Genomic DNA, 18,345 nt, shown 5'->3' with positions numbered 1-18,345 from the left:
CCCCGCGTCCGGGGGGACGGGACGTGCCCGCCAGCCGCACTGTTGTGGAGAGGTTGCCGCATGCCGGACGACGCCGCCGTGGCCCGCGATGCCGCCGAGGCCGAAGCCGCCTTCTCGCACCCCGTCGTGGAGCCGGACGCCACCGCCGCGTACGGCGCGCACCCCGACCAGGTCATCGACTTCTACGCGCCCCGGGGCGACACCCCCCGGCCCGCGCCGCTGGTCGTCACCCTGCACGGCGGCGCCTGGCGCGCGCCGTACGACCGGTGGCACCTGACGCCGTTCGCGGACTTCCTCGCGCGCCGGGGCTTCGCGGTGGCCAACGTCGAGTACCGCAGGGGCAGCCCCATCCCGGCCCAGGGCGGCACGGCCCCGGTGGCCGGGCGCTGGCCGGAGACCTTCGACGACGTGGCCGCCGCCTTCGACGCCCTCTTCCCGCTCGTACGCGAGGCCCTGCCGTCGGCCGACCCGCGCCGCACGGTCGTCACCGGGCACTCCGCGGGCGGCCACCTCGCGCTGTGGGCGGCCGCACGGCACCTGCTGCCCGCCGACGCGCCCTGGCGCACCGAGCGGCCCGCCCCGCTGCGGGGCGTCGTCGCGCTCGCGCCCATCGCGGACTTCACGGCCGCCGAGGAACTGGACGTGTGCGGCGGCGCCTGCACCCAACTCCTGGGCGGCAGCGCCAGGTTCGCGGGCCGGCTGCCCTACGCCGATCCCGCCTCGCTGCTCCCGACGGGCATCGCCACCGCCCTCGTGCAGGGCCGCGACGACATCGTCGTGCCGCAGGCCGTGGCCGAGGCGTACGCGGCCGCGGCGGCCGCGGCGGGCGAGGTCGTGGGCCTCACCCTTCTTGCGGACGTGGGCCACTTCCCGCTGATCGATCCGGCGGCGGACGCGTGCGCGGTGGTCGCGGAGGAGATCGCGCAGCTGGCGTTCTGAGCGGGCCCCGCGCGGCGGCCCGGGGATACCCGTCATACCTGAGAGCTACGCGGCAGGTGCATACCCCGGTGTGATGCGGGTGACAGAGCCCGATCCATAACTTCCCTTCCATGGACGCGAGTCGGAGCACCGGCCCGCGCGGTGGAAGGGAAGCGCGATGAGGATCAGTGCCGGGCGGCTGCGCCGCACTCTGCTGGCGGCCGGTGTCACCGCGGCGGTGGCGTTCCCGCTGTCGGGTGCCGCCCGCCCCGAGATCCCGGCCCCCGCGCCCGCCGCCCTCGGCCACGTCACGGCCCGGGAACTGCCCGCCGCGTACGAGGCGAACAGGGCGAACGCCGCCGAGGCCGCCCGCATGGCCGAGCGGTACGGAGCGCGGGAACGGGCCGCCGGACTGCGCGCCATGGCCGCGCCCGACCGGCACTTCCTCGCCTTCGACGGGCGGGGCGCGGGCCGCACCGCCGAGGTCTTCGGCGACCTGGCGGACGCCGGGCGCGTCGCCGTCCTGGTGCCGGGCTCGGACACCTCCCTCGACACCTACGGCAGGCTGCGCGCCGGTGCGCTCGCCCTGCACCGCGAACTGGGCCCGGGCACGGCGGTCGTGGCCTGGCTCGGGTACGAGACGCCGGGTACGGTCAGCCCCGCCGTGCTGACCACGGGCCGCGCGGACGGCGCGGCGCCCGCGCTGCGCTCCTTCGTCGCCGACCTGCACGGCGTCAACGCCCGCGCGCGGGTGTCCCTGCTCTGCCACTCCTACGGCTCGGTGGTGTGTGCGAGCGCCGCCTCGGGGCCGCACACCCTGGACGTCGCCGACATCGCGCTCTACGGCAGCCCCGGCACCGGCGCCGACCAGGCCGCCGACCTGAACACGGGGGCCCGGATCTGGGCCGGCCGCGGCACGGACGACTGGATCGCCGAGGTGCCGCACACCAGCGCCGACCTGTTCGGCACGACGGTCGGCTTCGGCACCGACCCGCTCTCCGCCGACTTCGGGGCCCGTGTCTTCCCGGCCGGGGACGGCGGCCACAGCGACTACCTCCGACCAGGCTCCGTGTCGCTGCACAACCTCGCCCGGATCGTGCGCGGGGACGCCCCGGAGGCCGGCCATGCGTGACCTGGTGCGGCGGATCGAGGCCGGTACGCCTCCCGGGCGGGACCGCGCCGTCGACGCCCTGCGGGCCCTGGCCATCCTCGGTGTGGTGGGCGGCCACTGGCTGGTCACGGCGCTGGTGTCGGACGGCGGAGCCCTGCGCGGCGCGAGCCCGCTGCGGCACCTGCCGTGGCTCGCCCCGATCTCCTGGGCCTTCCAGACGCTGGCCGTGTTCTTCCTGGTGGGCGGCCAGGTGGCGGCGAGGAGCCACGCGTCGGCGCGGGCGCGGGGGACCGGCCACCTCCCGTGGCTCGCGGCCCGGCTCGGCCGTCTCTTCCGGCCGGTCACCGCCGTGCTCGCGGTCTGGACCGCCACAGCGTGCGCCCTCCTCCTGACCGGCACGGACCCGGACACGGTGCACACCCTGCTCAAACTGGTGCTCTCCCCGCTGTGGTTCCTGCTGGTCTTCGCCGCGCTCACCGCGGCCACCCCGCTGGTGGCGCGGCTCAACCCGCTGTGGCCGCTGGCCGTCGTCCTCCACGTCGATCTGCTGCGGTTCGGCTTCGGGGGCCCGGCCTGGCTCGGCTGGATCAACGTGGCGGCGGGCTGGCTCGTGCCCTACACCCTCGGCACGGCCTGGGCGCGGGGCGGGCTGACGCACGTCTGCGGGCGGGTGCTGCTCGTGGGCGGCGCGGCGGCCACCGCCGTACTGGTCCTGTGGGGCGGCTATCCCGCCTCGATGGTCGGCGTCCCCGGGGCGGCGGTGTCGAACCTCGATCCGCCCACCCTGGCCGCCGTCACCTTCGGCCTCGCCCAGTGCGGGCTCGCGCTGCTGCTGCGGGAGCCGTTGCGGCGGTGGACGCGCACGCCCCTCGCCTGGGCGGCGGTGGCCCTCGCCAACCTCTCGGCGATGACGATATTCCTCTGGCACCAGACGGCCCTGATGGCGGTGACCGCGCTCGGCCTGCTCGCCGGCGCACCGCTGCCGGGACTGCACACGGTGCCGGACGGACTCGGCTGGGTGCTCGCCCGCCTTGCCTGGCTGCCGGTGTTCGCGGTGGCCCTCGCGGTCTGCTGGGCGGCGTTCCGTACGCAGGAGCGCGGGGGTCCGCGGCGCGGCGAGGGAGGCTCCCGGGTGGTGCGTGTGCGCCGCGGGGCGGGGGCGGCGGCGACCGAGGGGGCGCGGCATGACTAGGGTTGATCTTGTGGACGGTGCGGGCCGCGGGGGTGGCGACGGAGAGCGGGCCGACCGGTTCCTGACCGGCGGTCTGCGTGGTCTGCGTGGGCTGCGGGGTGAGTTGTGGAACGCGGCCCTCCTGCCGCTGCCGCCGCTCGGCAGGCCCCGACGGCTGCGCTGGGCCCCGCACCTCGTGGTCCTCGGGATCACCCTCGCCACGACCATCAACAACGTCGACCAGCTGGCGCTGGTCTACCGACTCGGCTATTCGCTCGGCTGGTTCATGAGCCTGGCACAGGCCGTGGCCCTGCTGCTGGCGCTGTCGCGGCCGGCCGCCGCGTGGTGGCTGTCGCTCGGGGTGAACGTGTTCGTCGCCGCGGCGGCGCGAATCCCCTCCGGGCATGGGGCGTTCACCGCCGCCGGGGCCATGCCGCCCGATCAAGGCGGTGAACCCTGGCCGTGGTCGCCTCCCTCGTTCATCGCGCACGCCGCCGTGACGCTGCTGCTGGCGCTGCGGCTGTCGGCCAGGGCCGCCTGGGCGGCGTACGTCCTCGGTGTCGGGGTGCCGTTCCTGCTGCAACAGACGATCAGCCCGGGGCCGTACGACACGACGGTGCCGCTCTCCGCGCTCGTGTTCGGGGCCGTCACGCTGATCGGCACGCTGCTGCGCGCCCGCCGCGAGACCCGCAGCCAGCTCGTCCGGCAGACGACGCTCACCGCCGAGGAGCGCGCCCGGCGCACGCTGCTGGAGGAGCGCAGCCGCATCGCCCGTGAGCTGCACGACGTGGTCGCCCACCACATGTCCGTGATCTCCATCCAGGCGCAGGTCGCCCCGCACCTGGTCAAGGACCCGCCCGACGAGCTGCGGGAGAACCTCCGGGGCATCCGGGAGAACGCCCTGGAGGCCCTCACCGAGCTGCGCCGGGTCCTCGGCGTGCTGCGCTCGGAGGACCCCGAGGACCCCGACGGCGCCCCGCAGGCCCCCCTGCCCACCCTGGACCGCCTCGACGGCCTCCTCGACAACGCCCGGATGGCCGGACTGACCGTCCACGGCGGCTTTCCGGCCGGCGGGGAGCGGCGGCCGCTGCCGCCCGGCGTGGACCTGTCGGCGTACCGCATCGTGCAGGAGGCGCTGAGCAACGCCATCCGGCACGCGCCGGGGTCGACGGTGCGCATAGCCCTCGCGCACGGCGGGGCCGGTCTGCGCGTGCGCGTCACCAACACCGCCGCGCGGGAGCGGGTCCCGCCCTCGCCGGGCGCCGGGCACGGGCTGCTCGGCATGCGGGAGCGGGCCGCGATGCTGGGCGGTGACCTCGCCGCCGGCCCCCTGCCGGACGGCGGCTACGAGGTGTCCGCCTTCTTGCCGACGAACGTTTCGCCGACGAACGGGGAGAGCCAGTGAGGGACACGATCCGGGTACTGATCGCCGACGACCAGATCATGGTCAGACAGGGCTTCACGGTCCTGTTGAACGCGGAGCCGGACATCGAGGTGATCGGCCAGGCGGTCGACGGGCGGGACGCGGTCGCCCAGGTCGGCGAGCTGACGCCCGACGTGGTCCTGATGGACATCCGCATGCCCGAGCTGAGCGGCATCGAGGCCACCCGCCGCATCACGGCCGCGCTGCCCGAGGTGCGCGTCCTGGTCCTGACGACGTTCGACCTGGATGAGTACGTGTACGAGGCGCTGCACGCGGGCGCGTCCGGTTTCCTGCTGAAGGACGCCTCCGCGGACCAGCTCGCCGAGGCGGTGCGCGTGGTGGCCGCCGGGGACGCGCTGCTCGCGCCCGGGATCACCCGGCGCCTGATCGCGGAGTTCTCCCGCCTGGACGGCGGGGGGCGCGGCCCCCTCAGGTCCCGCGTCGGCGAGCTGACCGGGCGCGAGACGGAGGTCCTCGCCCTGATCGCGCGGGGCCTGTCGAACGCGGAGATAGCGGCGGAGCTGGTCGTCGCCGAGCAGACGGTGAAGACGCACGTGGGCCGCATCCTGGTGAAGCTGGGCCTGCGGGACCGCACCCAGGCGGCGGTCTTCGCCTACGAGTCCGGGGTGGTGCGTCCTTCCGGGCACCGGTGAGAGCGGGGGCATCGGTGCGAGCGGGTGGACCGGTGAGAGTGGGGCCTCGGTGGGAGCGGCGCGCCGGGTCCGCGTGTAGTACCTGCGACGGACCCCGCGGAACCCCTCTCGCTGTGGACGACCCGGGCCCGGCGCCCCCGTACCGTCGTCACCGTGACCGATACGACTGAGCAGCTCAGGGGCCAGGGCCCCAAGAGCCCGGAGTTCCATTTCGCGCGGGAGGCCCTCGGCGGCCTGCGCGAGGCACTGTTCCGTGACGCCTTCGCCTACCGGCTGCTGCCCCCGCGGACGGCGGGCGGCGGGGCGGCCCGCCTGCTCCCGGAGCGGATACGCCCGTACGCCGTCTGGATCCGCCACGCCCTGGTGGTGGCCGCGGCCCTGATCACCATGTTCATCTCCTACCGGATGGCCCTCGCGGGCGGTGGTGCCCCTTATGTGGCCGTCAGCCTGATCCCGGCGGCAGCCGTCCTGATGACGCTGGTCAGGCCGGTGGGCGCGTTCTGGGTGTCGCTGGCGTCGACGCTGCTCACCGCGGCGTTCGGGAACACCTGGGACGGCTGGCCGTGGACGCCCGAGGCCTTCTTCGCGCACATCGTGGTGATGGTCGTGGTCGCCGCCCGCACCCGCCCGCGCACCGCCCTGTGGATGTGGCTCACCACGGCGGCGTACGCCCTGGCCGCCGAGGTCCTGCTGGACTTCGGCGCCAACGGCTACGCCGGGTCCGACGCCCCGGCGATGCTGTTCTGCTCGGCGCTCGCGCTGCTCGTCACCACCCTCGCCCATGTGCGCAGCGAGGCCCAGCGTGAGGTCACGGTGCAGCGCACCGTCACCGCCATCGAGCGCGGCAAGCGCACGCTCCTGGAGGAGCGCACCACCATCGCCCGCGAACTGCACGACGTGGTCGCGCACCACATGTCGGTGGTCGCCATCCAGGCGGAGGCCGCGCCCTACCGCGTGCAGGACCCGCCGCCCGAGCTGGAGCAGGCGTTCGCGACGATCCGGGAGAACGCGGTGGCGGCGCTGACCGAGCTGCGCCGCCTCCTCGGTGTCGTACGGGCGGAGGACTACGAGGCGCCGGACGCCCCGCAGCCCACCCTCGCCGACCTCGACCGCCTCCTGGACAACGTCCGGGACGCGGGCCTGAGCGTCGACAAGGTGATCACCGGGGCGGTGCGGGAACTGCCGCAGGGCGTGGAGCTCTCGGCGTACCGCATCGTGCAGGAGGCCCTCAGCAACAGCCTGCGCCACGCGCCCGGCGCCCCGGCCCGCGTGGAGGTCGGCTACGTCCTCGGCGGCCTCGGTCTGCGCGTCGTCAACGGCCCGGCGACCGGCCTGGCCAAGCCGTCCCCGGGGGCCGGCCACGGCATCACCGGCATGCGCGAGCGCGTCACCATGCTGAACGGCGAGATGACGGCCGAGGCGACGGCCGAGGGCGGGTACGAGGTCACCGTCTTCCTGCCGGTGCCCTTCGCCGACCGGCCCGAGGCGGCGAAGGAGGACGTCGCATGACGATCCGCGTGCTCATCGCGGACGACCAGATGATGGTCCGCGAGGGTTTCTCCGTCCTGCTGGGCGCCATGCCCGACATCGAGGTCGTCGGGGAGGCGGTCAACGGCCGCGAGGCGGTCGAGCGCGTGCGCGAACTGGCCCCCGACGTCGTCCTGATGGACATCCGCATGCCCGAGCTGAACGGCATCGACGCGACCCGGGAGATCGTCGCGGCCGAGGGCACGTCGAAGGTGCTCGTCCTGACGACGTTCGACCTGGACGAGTACGTGTACCAGGCGCTGCGCGCGGGAGCCTCCGGGTTCCTCCTCAAGGACGCGTCGGCGCGCCAACTGGCCGAAGGCGTCCGGGTGGTGGCCTCCGGTGAGGCGCTCCTGGCGCCGACCGTCACGCGCCGCCTGATCACGGAGTTCTCCAAGATGGCGCAGACGCCGCGCCTTTCGGCGGCGGTCCAGGCGCAGCAGTACGGCGAGCTGACCGAGCGCGAGACGGAGGTCCTGGTGCTGATCGCGCAGGGGCTGTCGAACGCGGAGATCGCCTCGCGCCTGGTGGTCGCCGAGTCCACGATCAAGACGCACGTCAGCCGGGTCCTGGTGAAACTGGGGCTGCGGGACCGCACGCAGGCGGCGGTCTTCGCGTACGAGGCGAGGCTGGTCACACCGGGCTGACGGACTTCCGGTCGCCCCTCCGGGCGGGCTGCGGCACCCCCCGGAGGTCTGTCCGCTCCCCCTGGGACCCCATAGCGTCGCGCCATGACGCCCGTACCGTTCGATCCCTCCGAGGTCTTCACCCCCGACGCGCCGGAGTTCGTGGCCGACCCCTGGCCGGCGTACGACCGGCTCCGCGCGGCGGGCCGCGCCCTCCACCACGCGCCGACCGACCAGTGGCTGATCCCGCACCACGCGGACGTCTCGGCCCTGCTGCGCGACCGGCGCCTGGGCCGGACGTACCTGCACCGCTTCACCCACGAGGAGTTCGGCCGCGCCGCCCCGCCGCCCGAGCACGAGCCGTTCCACGTCCTGAACGACAACGGCATCCTCGACCTGGAGGCGCCCGCGCACCCCCGCATCCGCCGCCTGGTCGCCAAGGCCTTCACGCCCCGCACGGTCGAGCGGCTGCGCCCCTACATCGAGGAGCTGGCGGACGAGCTGGTGCGCGCGCTGGTGGCCGACGGGGGCGGTGACCTCGCCACGAGGGTCGCCGAGCCGCTGCCGGTCGCGGTCATCGCCCAGCTGCTGGGCGTCCCGGAGAGCGACCGGCCGCTGCTGCGGCCCTGGTCGGCCGCGATCTGCGGGATGTACGAGCTGCGCCCCTCCGAGGAGACGGCGGCCAAGGCGGTCGCCGCATCCGTCGAATTCTCCGCTTACCTACGGGAGTTGATCGCCGTCCGCCGCAAGAGCCCGGGGGACGACCTGATCTCGGGGCTGATCGCGGCCCACGAGGACGGACAGTCGCTCGGCGAGCAGGAGATGATCTCCACCTGCGTGCTGCTCCTGAACGCGGGACACGAGGCGACCGTCAACGCCACGGTCAACGGCTGGCACGCGCTGCTGCGCCACCCCGACCGGCTCGCCGCCCTGCGCGCGGACCCGGCCGGCCTGCTGCTCACGGCGATCGAGGAGCTGCTGCGCCACGACACCCCGCTCCAGCTGTTCGAGCGCTGGGTCCTGGACGACATCGAGATCGGCGGCGTGCGCATCCCGCGCGGCAGCGAGCTGGCGCTCCTCTTCGGCTCCGCCAACCGCGACCCCGCCGTCTTCACCCGCCCCGCCGAACTGGACCTGGCCCGCCGCGACAACCCTCACATCTCCTTCGGCGCGGGCGTCCACTACTGCCTCGGCGCCCCCCTGGCCCGCATGGAACTCGCCGCGTCGGCCCGGGCGCTGCTGCGCCGGGCCCCCGCCCTGCGCCTCGCCGCGGAGCCGGTCCGCAGACCGAACTTCGTGATCCGCGGCTTCGAGGAACTGCTCGTCGAGGTGTGACTGCGCATCTTGCGCGCACCACACGTCGACCGGCGGACCGGACCGTACGAGCGGTCCGGTCCGCCGGAAGGGCGGCGCGCTATCTGCCGCCGGTCTGCCAGAGCGTGACCGCCAGCGCCGTGCACGACGTGATGGCGGCCAGGGACGGCAGCGGCCAGCGGCTGCGCTCCAGGGCGCCGAGGCGGTCCTCGTGTTCCGAGAGGGTCTTGTCGGTCTGGTCGGCCCGCTGCAACAGGAGCGCCAGATCCCCCCGGGTGGTCGCGAACCCCACGTCCACGGAGCGCCTCAGCCGCTCCAGCTCCAGGGGGACGCTGCCCGTCTCAACCGCCATCGTCCGCCCCCTCGCCGGCCGACCCGCGCAGCCACGGGGGCAGCAGCGCTTCGACGGCCGGTACCGACATCAGCCGGCTCAGCCCGGTGGCGAAGGCGACGAGGGCCGCGAGCACCGGTACGTCGGCGATGCCCGGGTCCGCCGCGAGCAGCGGCAGGGCGGCGAGCAGCGTGAACAGCGCCTGTACGGCGGTGCGCAGCGCCCTGCGCGTGGTGTCTTTCTCCATGGTTCTCCTCGGTTCTCCTCGGTGCTCCTCAGTGCTCCTCCCAAGGGGTCGGCCGCCGTCAAGGCCGCGGTACGCGCAGGCGGTCCCAGCTGGCCCGCCCCGGCACCCCGTCGGCCGCGCCGCCCCGGTAGCCGAGCTTGTGCTGCCAGGCGGCGTACGAGGCGCGGTCGGCCTCGGTCCACTCGGGCCCGGGCCCGATCTCGTACCGTCCGCAGCCCTCCTCGACCAGGCGGCGGCCGACCGCCGTGCACAGCGTGCTGCGCCGGCCGACCGTGAAGAACGCCGCGCCGGGGAACGGGGCGTACGCGGGGGAGGGGGTGTGGTCGCCCGGCGGCCCGGAGCCGAGCCGGGCGGCGACTCGGCCGCGCATCACCGGCATGGAGAAGGACGGGTCGATCTTCCTGCGGGTCCACTCCTTGTGGGCGATCACGCTCGCCCCCGTCCAGCCGTGCGCACGGCACAGGGCCGCCGACAGGCGCTCCACCGTGTCGAGCTGGGCGGCGGGGTAGGGGTCGCGGCCGGTGCCGAGGTTCTCGATCTCGAAGCCGTAGAAGCGGGCGTTGCCGTCCACCGCGTCGGGGCCGGGCCGGGACGGCGGTGCCTTCGAGGCGCGGACCGCGTCGAGCACCGCGCTGGAGCCGTTGCCCGCGTGGTTGGTGCGGCCGTATCCGACCAGGTGGAGCGTGCCGTCCTTGGCGATCAGGCCGACACACAGCGGGCCGGGCAGGTCGGGCAGGCCGTGCCGGCAGACGGCGAGGCTGTCGCGGCCGGCGGTGTGGTGCAGCATGACGCCGTGCACCGGCCCCCAGGGGCCCTTGTGGTTGCGGTTGTGCGTCCTCCAGTCGCCGTGTTCTCTCACGCGGACGCCCTCGCCGCGCAGGGCGCGGACGAGGGCGTCGGGGGTCAGAGGTGTGGCCATAGGGGCCTCCTCGGGTGTGTCAGTTCAGGGCGGTGATGGTCAGGAAGCGGTTGGTGAAGGTGGCGGTGGCGGCAGTGGTCCGGTAGGCGCCGGTCACGGTGTAGGCGGCGCCGGCGGTGAGGCCGGAGAGCGGGAACTGGCTGCTCGCCGAGACCGGGTTGGTGCCGCCGACGACGGCCGCGCGGTTGTCGGCGGCGGCGAAGACGACCCTGGTGCCCTGCTTCACGGAGGCCGAGAAGTGCGCCAGGCCCGCCGCGCTGTTGTTGATGCGGGCGCCGACCGTCAGGAGCGCGATGCCGGACGGCGGGGCGAGGAACGTGACGGCGAACGGCTCGGTGACGCCGGTGAGGGTCTCGACGTACGTGGTGGACGTCGTCGTACCGCTGAGGTTGCTGAACCAGTGCACCGGGCCGGGCACGAGCGGCGCCCACTGCCGGGCGGCGGTGAAGTGGTAGTAGCGGCCCGGGTTGTTGAGCCAGGTGAGCATGCCGGGGATCGGGTCGCTCACCTTCGCGTCGCGGGCCGCGGCGTCGGCGAAGCGCAGCACGGTGCGCCCGTCGACGGCTTCGGCGAGGGACTGGAGGTGGACGGGGATGTTGGCGTTGTCGGCGGGCTGCGGGTAGGGCAGGCTGCCGAGCGGGGTGAGAGCGACCATGGGTTCGATTCCTCCTTGGAGCGGGCACGGGCACGGGCACGGGGGCGGGGGTGGCGCGGGGGGCTCAGCCGTCGAGCGGCGGCGGCAGCGTCTCGTTCGGGTCCATGCCCTCGTCGTCGGCCGCCACGAGGGGGTCGTCGATCTGCACGGGCCCGGGCGGCGGCACGTACGTACCGGGCGGCAGCACGGCCCCGTCGGCGTCCTCCTCGTTCATGGCGAGGCTCCCGTCCTCGTTCATGTCGTGGCCCCCGTCGTCGTCAGGAGCGTCCGGTAGCTGAGCGCCGCCGTGGTGAGGGCGTCGAGCGTCGCGTACTGGGCGGTGAGCCGCTGGTACGTCCGCTGCGTGCCGTGGGCGGGGTCCACCGGCCCGTCGGGGGTGAGCCCGTCGTCGGCGGGCGCGCCGTTGTAGGCGGTGCCGCGCAGGGTGAGGGTCTGCTGCGGGGCGCTGCCCGCGGCGCACGTGGTGCGGATGCCCACCACCCAGGCGAGGGTGTCCAGTTCGGCGCCCGCGGAGTCGCGCACCCGCACCACGTCGCCGAGCTGGACGCGCGGGTCGTGCAGGATCTCGACCTCGCCGAGGAGCGGCACGGGGTAGCGGCCGGCGGCGAGCATGGCGTCCGCGAGGGCGGCGGCGCTCGTGGACGTCTGCACCCAGTCGGTGGCGGGCGCCGTGTACTGCTGCTTGCCGTAGTGCTGCTGGCTGGTGGTGTTCCAGCGGGCGTAGGACCGCTGCCTGGGATCGGCCGACCGTTTGAGGGGCAGGACGCGCACGGAGGGCTTGCCGTCCTTGGTGACCGTCCACACGCTGGTCGTACCGCGGTTGGAGAACCGTACGAAGTAGGTCGGCCCCTCCCGCCAGCAGCTCACCGACACCTTCCCCTTGACGGCGGTGCCGCCGATCTTCGCCGTGCCGAACCGCACGCCGTGGCCGTCGTAGCTGACGGAGTCGTCCACGACCAGGAGCGGTCCGACGTCGTTCTCGTCCTCGGCCATGGCGTACTGCACGACGACGGCGGTGTTCGGCTTGATCTCCCGCACCACCGTGTCGTCCACCGCCTCGCCGCGCAGCGCCTTGATGCCGGTCCAGTCCTGGTAGGGCTGTTCGCAGTGGTTGCGGCAGGCGTCGATCTCCTCGGTGACCGTGAGCGAGGCGATGTCCCGGTTCGTGGTGACGGTGAGGTCGGGGACGGTCGGCACCGTGGTGAACCGGGAGGGACCGCGCCAGCGGAAGACGCCCTGTTCGTCGAATTCGGCGGTGGACATGCTGGCCCGGGCGATCTCGGTGATCACGTCCCACTGCGAGCCGGAGACCTTGGGGATGTCGTACAGCGGCAGTTCGGGCAGGTCGAGGACCGCGCCCTTCACCCACCACCCCTTCGGCTCCCACTCCTGGTCCGGATAGCTCGCCGTGTCCGTCCACACCCGGTCGGTGACCTGGAGGCACTCGACGGCCATGTCGGTGGTCAGGTCGATCCGGTTCAGCTCCGAGGTGGGCTGGAACGCCGACTCCTGGGTGAACGTGTACTTGCCGCCCACGCGCAGCGAGCCGTCGGGGGCGGTGAGGCGCGGCTGCACGGTCGGGGCGACGACGGTGCCGGTCGAGGAGGTGTCGACCAGGAAACCGAGGTGCCAGTTCCCGCGCAGCGAGGCCAGCTTGTCGATGCCCCAGGTGACCGTGGGCGCGGCGACGCCCGTGGTGCCCGAGGTGATGCCGACGACGCCCGTGGCGATGTCGAACGACGCCTTGATGTAGCCGGTCTTGGTGCCGCTCTGGTCGAACACCGCCGACATCTCGATCAGGTTGCCGCGCGTGAGCGCCGTGTTGACCCAGCACTCCACCAGGAAGACCTTGCCGGGCATGACGAACCGCGAGCGCGGCATCCAGGAGGCGGTGAGCCCGGTGGCTTTCGGCATCAGCGCGAGCTCGAAGGGCGCGCCCTCCTGGATCCAGTCGTACGTGGACGGGCTCGGCACCTCCTCCGGCTGGCCGTAGGTGGAGTTGAAGCCGCCGTGGAGCGAGGCGTAGAGCACGGTGAACGGCTTCTCGTCCGCCGTGTCGTCCTTGTCGACCAGCGGCGCGCGCGGGGGCGGGCAGGTGTGGATGCCGCCCTGGCGCAGGAGTTCGTCCACGCACCAGGTGGCGGTGGCCACCGGGCGGCCGTAGAGGTAGCCGTGGTAGGGCCGGGGCAGCGAGGCGGGACCGCGCAGCCGCTCGGCCCCGTCCAGGGCCTGCACGGTGACGGTGTCGCTGCCGGAGGCCGCGCCGCGCGAGCGGACCGTGCCGCGGAAGGCGGGCAGGGTGCGGCCGGCGGCCCCCGCCCGGTGGACGACCGACTGGCCGGGGCGTACGACGTCGCCCGTGGCCCGGTTCGCCCAGGCCGAGTACAGCCGTGGCGCGGGGACGCCGTCGGCGCCGCCCAGCTGCACTTCGAGCTGGGCGGACGCGCTGCCGGAGAAGGCCCGCATCGCCTCGGGGAGGTCGGTGGCGTAGGCGCGCTCGACCTTCCACGACTGGACCTGGCCGCCCAGCTCCTCGCCGCCGAGGCGGGTGGAGTGGGCGGGGACGCGCTCGGGGGCGGCGAGGGCGTGGTCGAGGGCCTCGTCAGAAGGCTGCACGGCGCACCTCCACGAGGTCGACGCTGACGTTGCGGTACGGCAGGCGGGCCGCCGGGACGTCGCTGTACGCGGTGACGGACATGGCCGGGCAGCCGTCGCCGAGGAGGTGGGCGCCGGGCCCCGTGCCCGGGTCGGCGCCCGGCTCCTCGTCGAGGGTGAGGCAGGCGCCCGCGAGCCCGAACAGACCGGTGGTGCCGGGGCGCCCGACCGGGGTCGCGAAGGCGGCGCCGGCGGGGGCGGTGCCGGTGACGGAGGTTCCGGAGGCGTGGGCGGTGCTCAGATACGTCCCGTCCGCCGCCTTCCAGTCCAGCTGGGCGGTCGCGGTGGCCGGGTCCCAGCCGGCCGGCAGGAGCCAGGACACCCGCATGCCGGGCACCACCGGCCAGCCCGCCCAGGTGCCGTGCACCCAGCCGATGGCGGCGGCCGGGTCCTGGCAGTCGGCGGTGGTGAGGTCGTCGGCGTCGCGGGCGAGCGCGACGGCGCCGTTCATGGTGAACCAGTGGTCCCGGCCGCCGGGGCTGTCCGACTGGCCGGCCGCCTGGTGGGGGTCGAGGAGGTTGACGGCGGCGGGGTCGAGCACGACGAGCGGGCCCCGCCCGGTGCCGACGCGGCGGGCGAGGCGGTCCAGGTGCCGGGCGTCGCCGGGCTCCAGCCAGTCGAAGGAGAATTTCAGGCGGCGGGTGGTGCGGGTGGGGGCGAAGGTGGTGACGCGCCCTTCGAGCGCCTTGAACTCGGTGACGTTCAGCTCGGCGGTGCGCTCCCAGCTCTTCGCCGCCTGACGTATTTCCCGGAGCCGGCCGGGGGCTCCGATCCACAGGTTCCTGGCCATGAACTCCTCCTGTTCTGTAGTGATGCGCGGCGTACGGCGCACGACACGGCGCATACGGCGTACGGGCCTACGGCGGGCCGCGCGGTTACCTGCGGGCGAGGGCGCGTTGCCCGGCGAAGACGGCGCGGGCGATGGTCTGCGAGTCGACGTCGACGTGCACGGGCCGCTTGGCGAGCCGCTCCATGACGTCGGCGAGGCGGCGCAGGGCGGCGGTGTTGCCGCCGCCGCGGCCGATCATGCTCTCCAGGCGGGAGAGCGGGATGACGGCCTCGGACTCGCCGGCCTCACCGACGAGGGCGAGGGTGCCGCCGCTTCGCGCGCGCACGACGCCGCCCTGGGCGAGGTGCGGGACGGGCACGTGCAGGCGCGGGAACCCGAAGGACTTGCCGCCCCACTTCGGCACCCAGCTCGGAATGGAGATCTTGATCCCGGCGAGGACGCCGAACACCCCGTTCAGGGCGGACGCCAGCCCCTGGATGGGCGCCAGGATGAGATTGCCGAGGCCCTTGACCAGCGGCTTGATGAAGTCGACGGCCGAGCGGGTGCCGGACTTGATGCCGTTCCAGGCGGCGGTCATGCCCCGCTTGAGGGCGGCGGTGACCTTGTCCATGTTCACGAACTGGGCGATCAGCGGGGCGGCCAGGGTCATGATCAGCCCGAACGGGCTGGCCGCCATGGCGAGGTTCAGCCCCTTCTGGGCCACGCTCGCCCCCTTGAGGCCCTTGCCGAGCCCGCCCATGGACTTGCCGCCCTTGTCGGCGTTCTTGCCGGCCTTGCCGACGGACTTCTCGACGGCGTCGGCCTGGCGCTGCACGTCGCGCAGGGCGGTCCTGGTGCGGTTGGCGGCGCCGCGCAGCCCGTCCAGGGCCTTCTTGAAGCCGTCGCTTCCCTTGCGGGCCTTGGAGAGGGCTCCGTCGGCGGTTCGCAGGCCGGTGTTCAGTTGGCGTACGGCGCCGCCGCTGTTGTTGGCGGAGGTGCGCAGCCGTCCCACGGCGGTGGCGGCGGTCCCGGAGGACGTGCCGAGCTTGCCGACGGCGGTGGCGGCGGTGCCGGCCGGCCGACCGAGGGTGCCGACGGACCTCGCGGCCGTCCCGGTCGACTTGCCCAACGTGCCGATCTCGGACGCGGCTTGGCGGGCCGCCCCGCGCAGGCGGCCCAGTTGGGTGGCCGCGGTTCCTATGGACTGGTTCAGTCCCATGGTGTCTTCTCCTCGCTCGCCGCGTCAGAAGCGGGAATTGAGCCGGGTGATCTCGTCGTTCAGGTGCTGCACGGCGGCGTTCGCCTGGGTGGCCTCGCGGCGCAGCGCGCTGACCTGACTGCTCCGCAGCCCTTCGAGCTGACTGTTCTGCCGGCTGTTGGCCTGCCGTACCTCGGAGAGGTCGGCTTTGCGGCGGAGCTTCTGGTCGACGTCGCGGGAGAGGTCGCTCACCCGTCGGTCGACGCGGCCGGCCGCCTCTTTTCCTTCGTTGGCCAGGCGTTTGGCGGCACCGATGTCCTCGGCCAGCTGATCCGGCAACTGGCGGAGACTTCTGAGCTTCTTCTTCTCCCTCTCGGCCATGAAGTCGTATTCGAAGTTCGCCAGCTTGAAGCCGCCGGACAGGAGGGTGGCCTCGCCCGAGACTCCGGTCAGGGACGCGGCCGCACCCGTGGCGGCACCCGCCGCGCCGACCGTTTCCCCTTTGGCCCAGCCGTGTTCGAACTTGGTCGTGAACTCCTGGATCTGCTTCTCAAGGTCTGTCACCCTGTCCTTGATCGGCTTCACGTCACCTTCGCTCATCTGGCATTTCCTCTCGAAAGGTTCCTGAATGTCCGATAGTTCGTCGGGGTATTTCTCCGGACGCGGAAGGGACGAGTTCGACATACCGGCTTCTCGCTCCGGAAAGGTCCTGCTCGCGGAGGCCTGGGGCAGAGCGTTCGGGCGGGGCTTCTCGATCGACGGTGATTACACGGAGGGCGGCATCACCCTCCGGGAACGCGTCGGGGAGTCCGGGTGGGGAAAGGACCGGGCCCACCTGGTGATTCCGGCGCAATACCACCGGCTCGCCATATCCGACGGTGTGCACAGGCCGGGGCGCTGGCACATATCCCTCGGTGAACTGTCGGACGCGCCCCCGCTGGCGCCGGAGAATGCCGGGAACACTTCCCGCGTCTATGCCCACCACGGGGAAAAGACGGAGGCGGACGTCGATTTCGAGGGCCACGGTTCCGTCTGGCTCTACGACTTCCAAGGGCGCGGGGAAAGGAAGCTGATCGAGCACACGGGCAAGTTCCGCGGCACGATCGTCATCCCGGGCCCGGGACTCGTCGCCGTGGGCGGCGGCCACGGGGGCGCGCTGCGGTGGGGCTCCCTGCCCCCGTGGAAGGTGACCCTGCGCCGGAGGTGACGGGGGACGACCGGTGCGACCAGGCGGCTTCCGCTCGTCAGGAGAAGAAGGCGGCCAGCTGATCGGCGGTCGGCCTCGCGACGGGCGCGGGGACGTCGTCCGGGGCGGGAGCGGGGCCTGCGCCGGGGGCGGTGGCGGGCTCAGGGGCGTCCCCGGTGGCCGCCGCGTCGGCCGTACCCGGCCGCGGCACCGGCTTCGGCGGCTCCAGGGGATCCGCGTCCTCGTCCCGGTTGACCGTGGCGAACATCCAGTTGGCGTCCGCCAGTTGGTCCACCACATGGGCGAGGAGATAGTCCCCCACCGCCCACTCCGCCGCCTCCCCCTCCGTCTCGCGGGCCACCGCGCTGTCCCGGGGCAGGTGCCGGATCAGGAGCGCGAGGCGGCGCGAGGAGAGCCTGCCGCGGTGCCAGTCCAGCAGGTCGAGGCCGTAGTGGCGCAGCAGGTCCGCCTCAAGGGCCTCGGCGTGTTCGTCGACGAACACGCCGAGGCTCAGCCTTCCCCCAGGCCGAGCCCGGTCTCCTTGCCGTACGCCTCCAGGATCGCCGCGATGTCCTGCATCGTGACGTCGTGACGCTCGAAGCGGGCGAACTGCTGCTCGCCCAGGAGCAGTTCGAGCAGTCCGTCCACGTCGTTGTCGTCCAGGTCCCGCAGCTCGCGCGCGGTGGCGCGGGTCAGTTCGGTCGGCAGCTCGAAGGTCTCGGAGTCGAGCTCGAAGGTCCAGGCCCGGCCGAGCGCTTCGAGGCGCTGGGCGCGGGCGGCGTTGACGTTGAAGCCGGCCACGGTTGTCTCCTTGGGCAGGGCGACGCCCGGCCGTGCTGGGGGGCACGGGCCGGGCGTCGCGGGGATCCTATGCGGTCGCGTACGAGCGCGACCGCCGGTTGCTCGCCGTCAACAGGCGTCGGCGGCGGGCCTCGTGTGCCTCGGTCGGCTCACGCGTAGGACGTGGCGAGTTCCTTGATGCGGAAACTGGCCAGCGGGGCCCGGTCGTCCTTGGCGAGGGCCGTGAAGGTCACGCCCAGCTTCACCGCGCCGGTCCGGGTCAGGCCGATCTCCTCGGTCTCGGTGACCTGGCCGCGCGGCACCACGAAGCGGTACTTCGACGCGCCGTCGACGAACTCGATGCCGAGCGCCCGCTCGTCCGGGGTCGGCGTGTTGGCGAGGTCGTACGAGAACTCCTTGAGCTCGTTCTCCACCACGGTCCCCGGCGCAGTGGTCACCGCCTTCACCTCGCCGCCGCCCATGAAGAAGGCGAGGGTCGCCTTGTTCAGCTGGAGCAGCTGGAACTTCACGGTGAGGTCGCGGTCGGAGTAGATGAACCGCGCCGGGCTCACCGACTGCCAGGTGTCCACCGGGTCGATCTTGTCCTTCTTGTTGAACTTGATGCCGTCGGTCGTGGTGTAACCGAGGTCCGTCCACTTGGTGGTGTCCCAGTCGACGGTGGCGTTGGCCGGGGCGTCGGTGCCGGCGGGGGCGATCAGGACGCGTCCGGTACCGGCGACGCGGATCTCCTTGCCGTTGTTGCCTGCCATGCGTACTCCTCAGATGGGTGCGGTTGGTCGCGGGACGACGGTCCCGGACACGACGAAGGCCCCGCCGGGATGGGGCAGGGCCTGGAACTGCG

At 73.5% G+C, this 18,345-nt stretch carries 21 protein-coding genes; 9 read left to right on the top strand and 12 right to left on the bottom strand.

Annotated elements, in window-relative coordinates; translation table 11 throughout:
* Positions 1 to 60: 60 nt before the first annotated feature.
* The 8 genes from ACZ5GP_RS13300 to ACZ5GP_RS13265 all read left to right on the top strand — a co-directional run bounded on the left by ACZ5GP_RS13300 (position 61) and on the right by ACZ5GP_RS13265 (position 8,764).
* Positions 61 to 939: an alpha/beta hydrolase gene (locus ACZ5GP_RS13300; protein ID WP_468750961.1), complete on the top strand. Its 879-nt coding sequence runs from the start codon at positions 61 to 63 to the stop codon at positions 937 to 939.
* Positions 940 to 1,096: 157 nt separating this feature from the next.
* On the top strand, positions 1,097 to 2,050 hold the full coding sequence (locus ACZ5GP_RS13295) for an alpha/beta hydrolase (RefSeq protein ID WP_468750960.1): 954 nt from the start codon (positions 1,097 to 1,099) through the stop codon (positions 2,048 to 2,050).
* Positions 2,043 to 3,221: an acyltransferase family protein gene (locus tag ACZ5GP_RS13290; protein ID WP_468750959.1), complete on the top strand. Its 1,179-nt coding sequence runs from the start codon at positions 2,043 to 2,045 to the stop codon at positions 3,219 to 3,221. Before ACZ5GP_RS13295 ends, ACZ5GP_RS13290 begins: the two co-directional genes overlap by 8 nt.
* Positions 3,214 to 4,605, top strand: a complete 1,392-nt coding sequence (locus ACZ5GP_RS13285) for a sensor histidine kinase (protein ID WP_468750958.1) — start codon at positions 3,214 to 3,216, stop codon at positions 4,603 to 4,605. Before ACZ5GP_RS13290 ends, ACZ5GP_RS13285 begins: the two co-directional genes overlap by 8 nt.
* The gene (locus ACZ5GP_RS13280; RefSeq protein ID WP_468750957.1) at positions 4,602 to 5,276 is read left to right on the top strand and encodes a response regulator; all 675 of its coding nucleotides are present in this window, start codon (positions 4,602 to 4,604) and stop codon (positions 5,274 to 5,276) included. The genes ACZ5GP_RS13285 and ACZ5GP_RS13280 overlap by 4 nt, the downstream gene beginning before the upstream one ends.
* A 153-nt stretch (positions 5,277 to 5,429) precedes the next feature.
* Complete coding sequence (locus ACZ5GP_RS13275; RefSeq protein ID WP_468750956.1) at positions 5,430 to 6,785, top strand: sensor histidine kinase; 1,356 nt, start codon at positions 5,430 to 5,432, stop codon at positions 6,783 to 6,785.
* The gene (locus tag ACZ5GP_RS13270; protein ID WP_468750955.1) at positions 6,782 to 7,450 is read left to right on the top strand and encodes a response regulator; all 669 of its coding nucleotides are present in this window, start codon (positions 6,782 to 6,784) and stop codon (positions 7,448 to 7,450) included. The genes ACZ5GP_RS13275 and ACZ5GP_RS13270 overlap by 4 nt, the downstream gene beginning before the upstream one ends.
* Positions 7,451 to 7,534: 84 nt before the next feature.
* Positions 7,535 to 8,764 (top strand): cytochrome P450, encoded by a 1,230-nt coding sequence (locus ACZ5GP_RS13265; protein ID WP_468750954.1) that lies wholly within the window; start codon positions 7,535 to 7,537, stop codon positions 8,762 to 8,764.
* 79 nt (positions 8,765 to 8,843) lie between these two features.
* Here the strand turns inward: ACZ5GP_RS13265 and ACZ5GP_RS13260 are convergent, their stop codons facing one another.
* The 9 genes from ACZ5GP_RS13260 to ACZ5GP_RS13220 all read right to left on the bottom strand — a co-directional run bounded on the left by ACZ5GP_RS13260 (position 8,844) and on the right by ACZ5GP_RS13220 (position 16,117).
* Entirely contained in the window at positions 8,844 to 9,095 is a 252-nt protein-coding gene (locus ACZ5GP_RS13260; protein ID WP_358587672.1) for a hypothetical protein, read from the bottom strand.
* On the bottom strand, positions 9,085 to 9,321 hold the full coding sequence (locus ACZ5GP_RS13255; RefSeq protein ID WP_468750953.1) for a hypothetical protein: 237 nt from the start codon (positions 9,319 to 9,321) through the stop codon (positions 9,085 to 9,087). Before ACZ5GP_RS13255 ends, ACZ5GP_RS13260 begins: the two co-directional genes overlap by 11 nt.
* Before the next feature lie 58 nt (positions 9,322 to 9,379).
* The gene (locus tag ACZ5GP_RS13250) at positions 9,380 to 10,240 is read right to left on the bottom strand and encodes a peptidoglycan-binding protein (RefSeq protein WP_468750952.1); all 861 of its coding nucleotides are present in this window, start codon (positions 10,238 to 10,240) and stop codon (positions 9,380 to 9,382) included.
* A 19-nt stretch (positions 10,241 to 10,259) separates the two neighbouring features.
* Complete coding sequence (locus tag ACZ5GP_RS13245; RefSeq protein ID WP_468750951.1) at positions 10,260 to 10,895, bottom strand: hypothetical protein; 636 nt, start codon at positions 10,893 to 10,895, stop codon at positions 10,260 to 10,262.
* A gap of 64 nt (positions 10,896 to 10,959) precedes the next feature.
* The gene (locus tag ACZ5GP_RS13240) at positions 10,960 to 11,133 is read right to left on the bottom strand and encodes a hypothetical protein (protein WP_468750950.1); all 174 of its coding nucleotides are present in this window, start codon (positions 11,131 to 11,133) and stop codon (positions 10,960 to 10,962) included.
* Positions 11,130 to 13,511, bottom strand: a complete 2,382-nt coding sequence (locus tag ACZ5GP_RS13235; protein WP_468750949.1) for a hypothetical protein — start codon at positions 13,509 to 13,511, stop codon at positions 11,130 to 11,132. The genes ACZ5GP_RS13240 and ACZ5GP_RS13235 overlap by 4 nt, the downstream gene beginning before the upstream one ends.
* Positions 13,498 to 14,340 (bottom strand): hypothetical protein, encoded by an 843-nt coding sequence (locus ACZ5GP_RS13230; protein WP_468750948.1) that lies wholly within the window; start codon positions 14,338 to 14,340, stop codon positions 13,498 to 13,500. The genes ACZ5GP_RS13235 and ACZ5GP_RS13230 overlap by 14 nt, the downstream gene beginning before the upstream one ends.
* Before the next feature lie 85 nt (positions 14,341 to 14,425).
* The gene (locus ACZ5GP_RS13225; RefSeq protein ID WP_468750947.1) at positions 14,426 to 15,538 is read right to left on the bottom strand and encodes a hypothetical protein; all 1,113 of its coding nucleotides are present in this window, start codon (positions 15,536 to 15,538) and stop codon (positions 14,426 to 14,428) included.
* Positions 15,539 to 15,562: 24 nt separating this feature from the next.
* A complete protein-coding gene (locus ACZ5GP_RS13220) occupies positions 15,563 to 16,117 on the bottom strand; it encodes a hypothetical protein (RefSeq protein ID WP_468750946.1) in 555 nt (184 codons plus the stop codon).
* 28 nt (positions 16,118 to 16,145) lie between these two features.
* On the opposite strand from ACZ5GP_RS13220, the gene ACZ5GP_RS13215 reads away from it, so the two are divergent.
* Positions 16,146 to 16,724: a hypothetical protein gene (locus ACZ5GP_RS13215; RefSeq protein WP_468750945.1), complete on the top strand. Its 579-nt coding sequence runs from the start codon at positions 16,146 to 16,148 to the stop codon at positions 16,722 to 16,724.
* 37 nt (positions 16,725 to 16,761) lie between these two features.
* Here the strand turns inward: ACZ5GP_RS13215 and ACZ5GP_RS13210 are convergent, their stop codons facing one another.
* The 3 genes from ACZ5GP_RS13210 to ACZ5GP_RS13200 all read right to left on the bottom strand — a co-directional run bounded on the left by ACZ5GP_RS13210 (position 16,762) and on the right by ACZ5GP_RS13200 (position 18,253).
* Positions 16,762 to 17,205 (bottom strand): hypothetical protein, encoded by a 444-nt coding sequence (locus ACZ5GP_RS13210; RefSeq protein WP_468750944.1) that lies wholly within the window; start codon positions 17,203 to 17,205, stop codon positions 16,762 to 16,764.
* An 8-nt stretch (positions 17,206 to 17,213) separates the two neighbouring features.
* Positions 17,214 to 17,504, bottom strand: coding sequence for a hypothetical protein (locus ACZ5GP_RS13205; RefSeq protein WP_468750943.1), 291 nt, complete (start codon positions 17,502 to 17,504; stop codon positions 17,214 to 17,216).
* Positions 17,505 to 17,653: 149 nt separating this feature from the next.
* Positions 17,654 to 18,253: a phage tail tube protein gene (locus tag ACZ5GP_RS13200; protein WP_358587649.1), complete on the bottom strand. Its 600-nt coding sequence runs from the start codon at positions 18,251 to 18,253 to the stop codon at positions 17,654 to 17,656.
* Positions 18,254 to 18,345 lie beyond the last annotated feature (92 nt).

The sequence above is a fragment of the Streptomyces sp. NPDC031466 genome, assembly GCF_055581265.1.
This window is presented reverse-complemented; position numbering and strand designations above follow the sequence as displayed.

Excerpts from the sequence above, each read along its gene's own strand:
- ACZ5GP_RS13300 (WP_468750961.1), top strand. The coding sequence starts at position 61 with ATGCCGGACGACGCCGCCGTGGCCCGCGATGCCGCCGAGGCCGAAGCC.
- ACZ5GP_RS13295 (WP_468750960.1), top strand. The coding sequence starts at position 1,097 with ATGAGGATCAGTGCCGGGCGGCTGCGCCGCACTCTGCTGGCGGCCGGT.
- ACZ5GP_RS13290 (WP_468750959.1), top strand. The coding sequence starts at position 2,043 with ATGCGTGACCTGGTGCGGCGGATCGAGGCCGGTACGCCTCCCGGGCGG.
- ACZ5GP_RS13285 (WP_468750958.1), top strand. The coding sequence starts at position 3,214 with ATGACTAGGGTTGATCTTGTGGACGGTGCGGGCCGCGGGGGTGGCGAC.
- ACZ5GP_RS13270 (WP_468750955.1), top strand. The coding sequence starts at position 6,782 with ATGACGATCCGCGTGCTCATCGCGGACGACCAGATGATGGTCCGCGAG.
- ACZ5GP_RS13265 (WP_468750954.1), top strand. The coding sequence starts at position 7,535 with ATGACGCCCGTACCGTTCGATCCCTCCGAGGTCTTCACCCCCGACGCG.
- ACZ5GP_RS13260 (WP_358587672.1), bottom strand. The coding sequence starts at position 9,095 with ATGGCGGTTGAGACGGGCAGCGTCCCCCTGGAGCTGGAGCGGCTGAGG.
- ACZ5GP_RS13255 (WP_468750953.1), bottom strand. The coding sequence starts at position 9,321 with ATGGAGAAAGACACCACGCGCAGGGCGCTGCGCACCGCCGTACAGGCG.
- ACZ5GP_RS13250 (WP_468750952.1), bottom strand. The coding sequence starts at position 10,240 with ATGGCCACACCTCTGACCCCCGACGCCCTCGTCCGCGCCCTGCGCGGC.
- ACZ5GP_RS13245 (WP_468750951.1), bottom strand. The coding sequence starts at position 10,895 with ATGGTCGCTCTCACCCCGCTCGGCAGCCTGCCCTACCCGCAGCCCGCC.
- ACZ5GP_RS13240 (WP_468750950.1), bottom strand. The coding sequence starts at position 11,133 with ATGAACGAGGACGGGAGCCTCGCCATGAACGAGGAGGACGCCGACGGG.
- ACZ5GP_RS13230 (WP_468750948.1), bottom strand. The coding sequence starts at position 14,340 with ATGGCCAGGAACCTGTGGATCGGAGCCCCCGGCCGGCTCCGGGAAATA.
- ACZ5GP_RS13225 (WP_468750947.1), bottom strand. The coding sequence starts at position 15,538 with ATGGGACTGAACCAGTCCATAGGAACCGCGGCCACCCAACTGGGCCGC.
- ACZ5GP_RS13220 (WP_468750946.1), bottom strand. The coding sequence starts at position 16,117 with ATGAGCGAAGGTGACGTGAAGCCGATCAAGGACAGGGTGACAGACCTT.
- ACZ5GP_RS13215 (WP_468750945.1), top strand. The coding sequence starts at position 16,146 with ATGTCCGATAGTTCGTCGGGGTATTTCTCCGGACGCGGAAGGGACGAG.
- ACZ5GP_RS13200 (WP_358587649.1), bottom strand. The coding sequence starts at position 18,253 with ATGGCAGGCAACAACGGCAAGGAGATCCGCGTCGCCGGTACCGGACGC.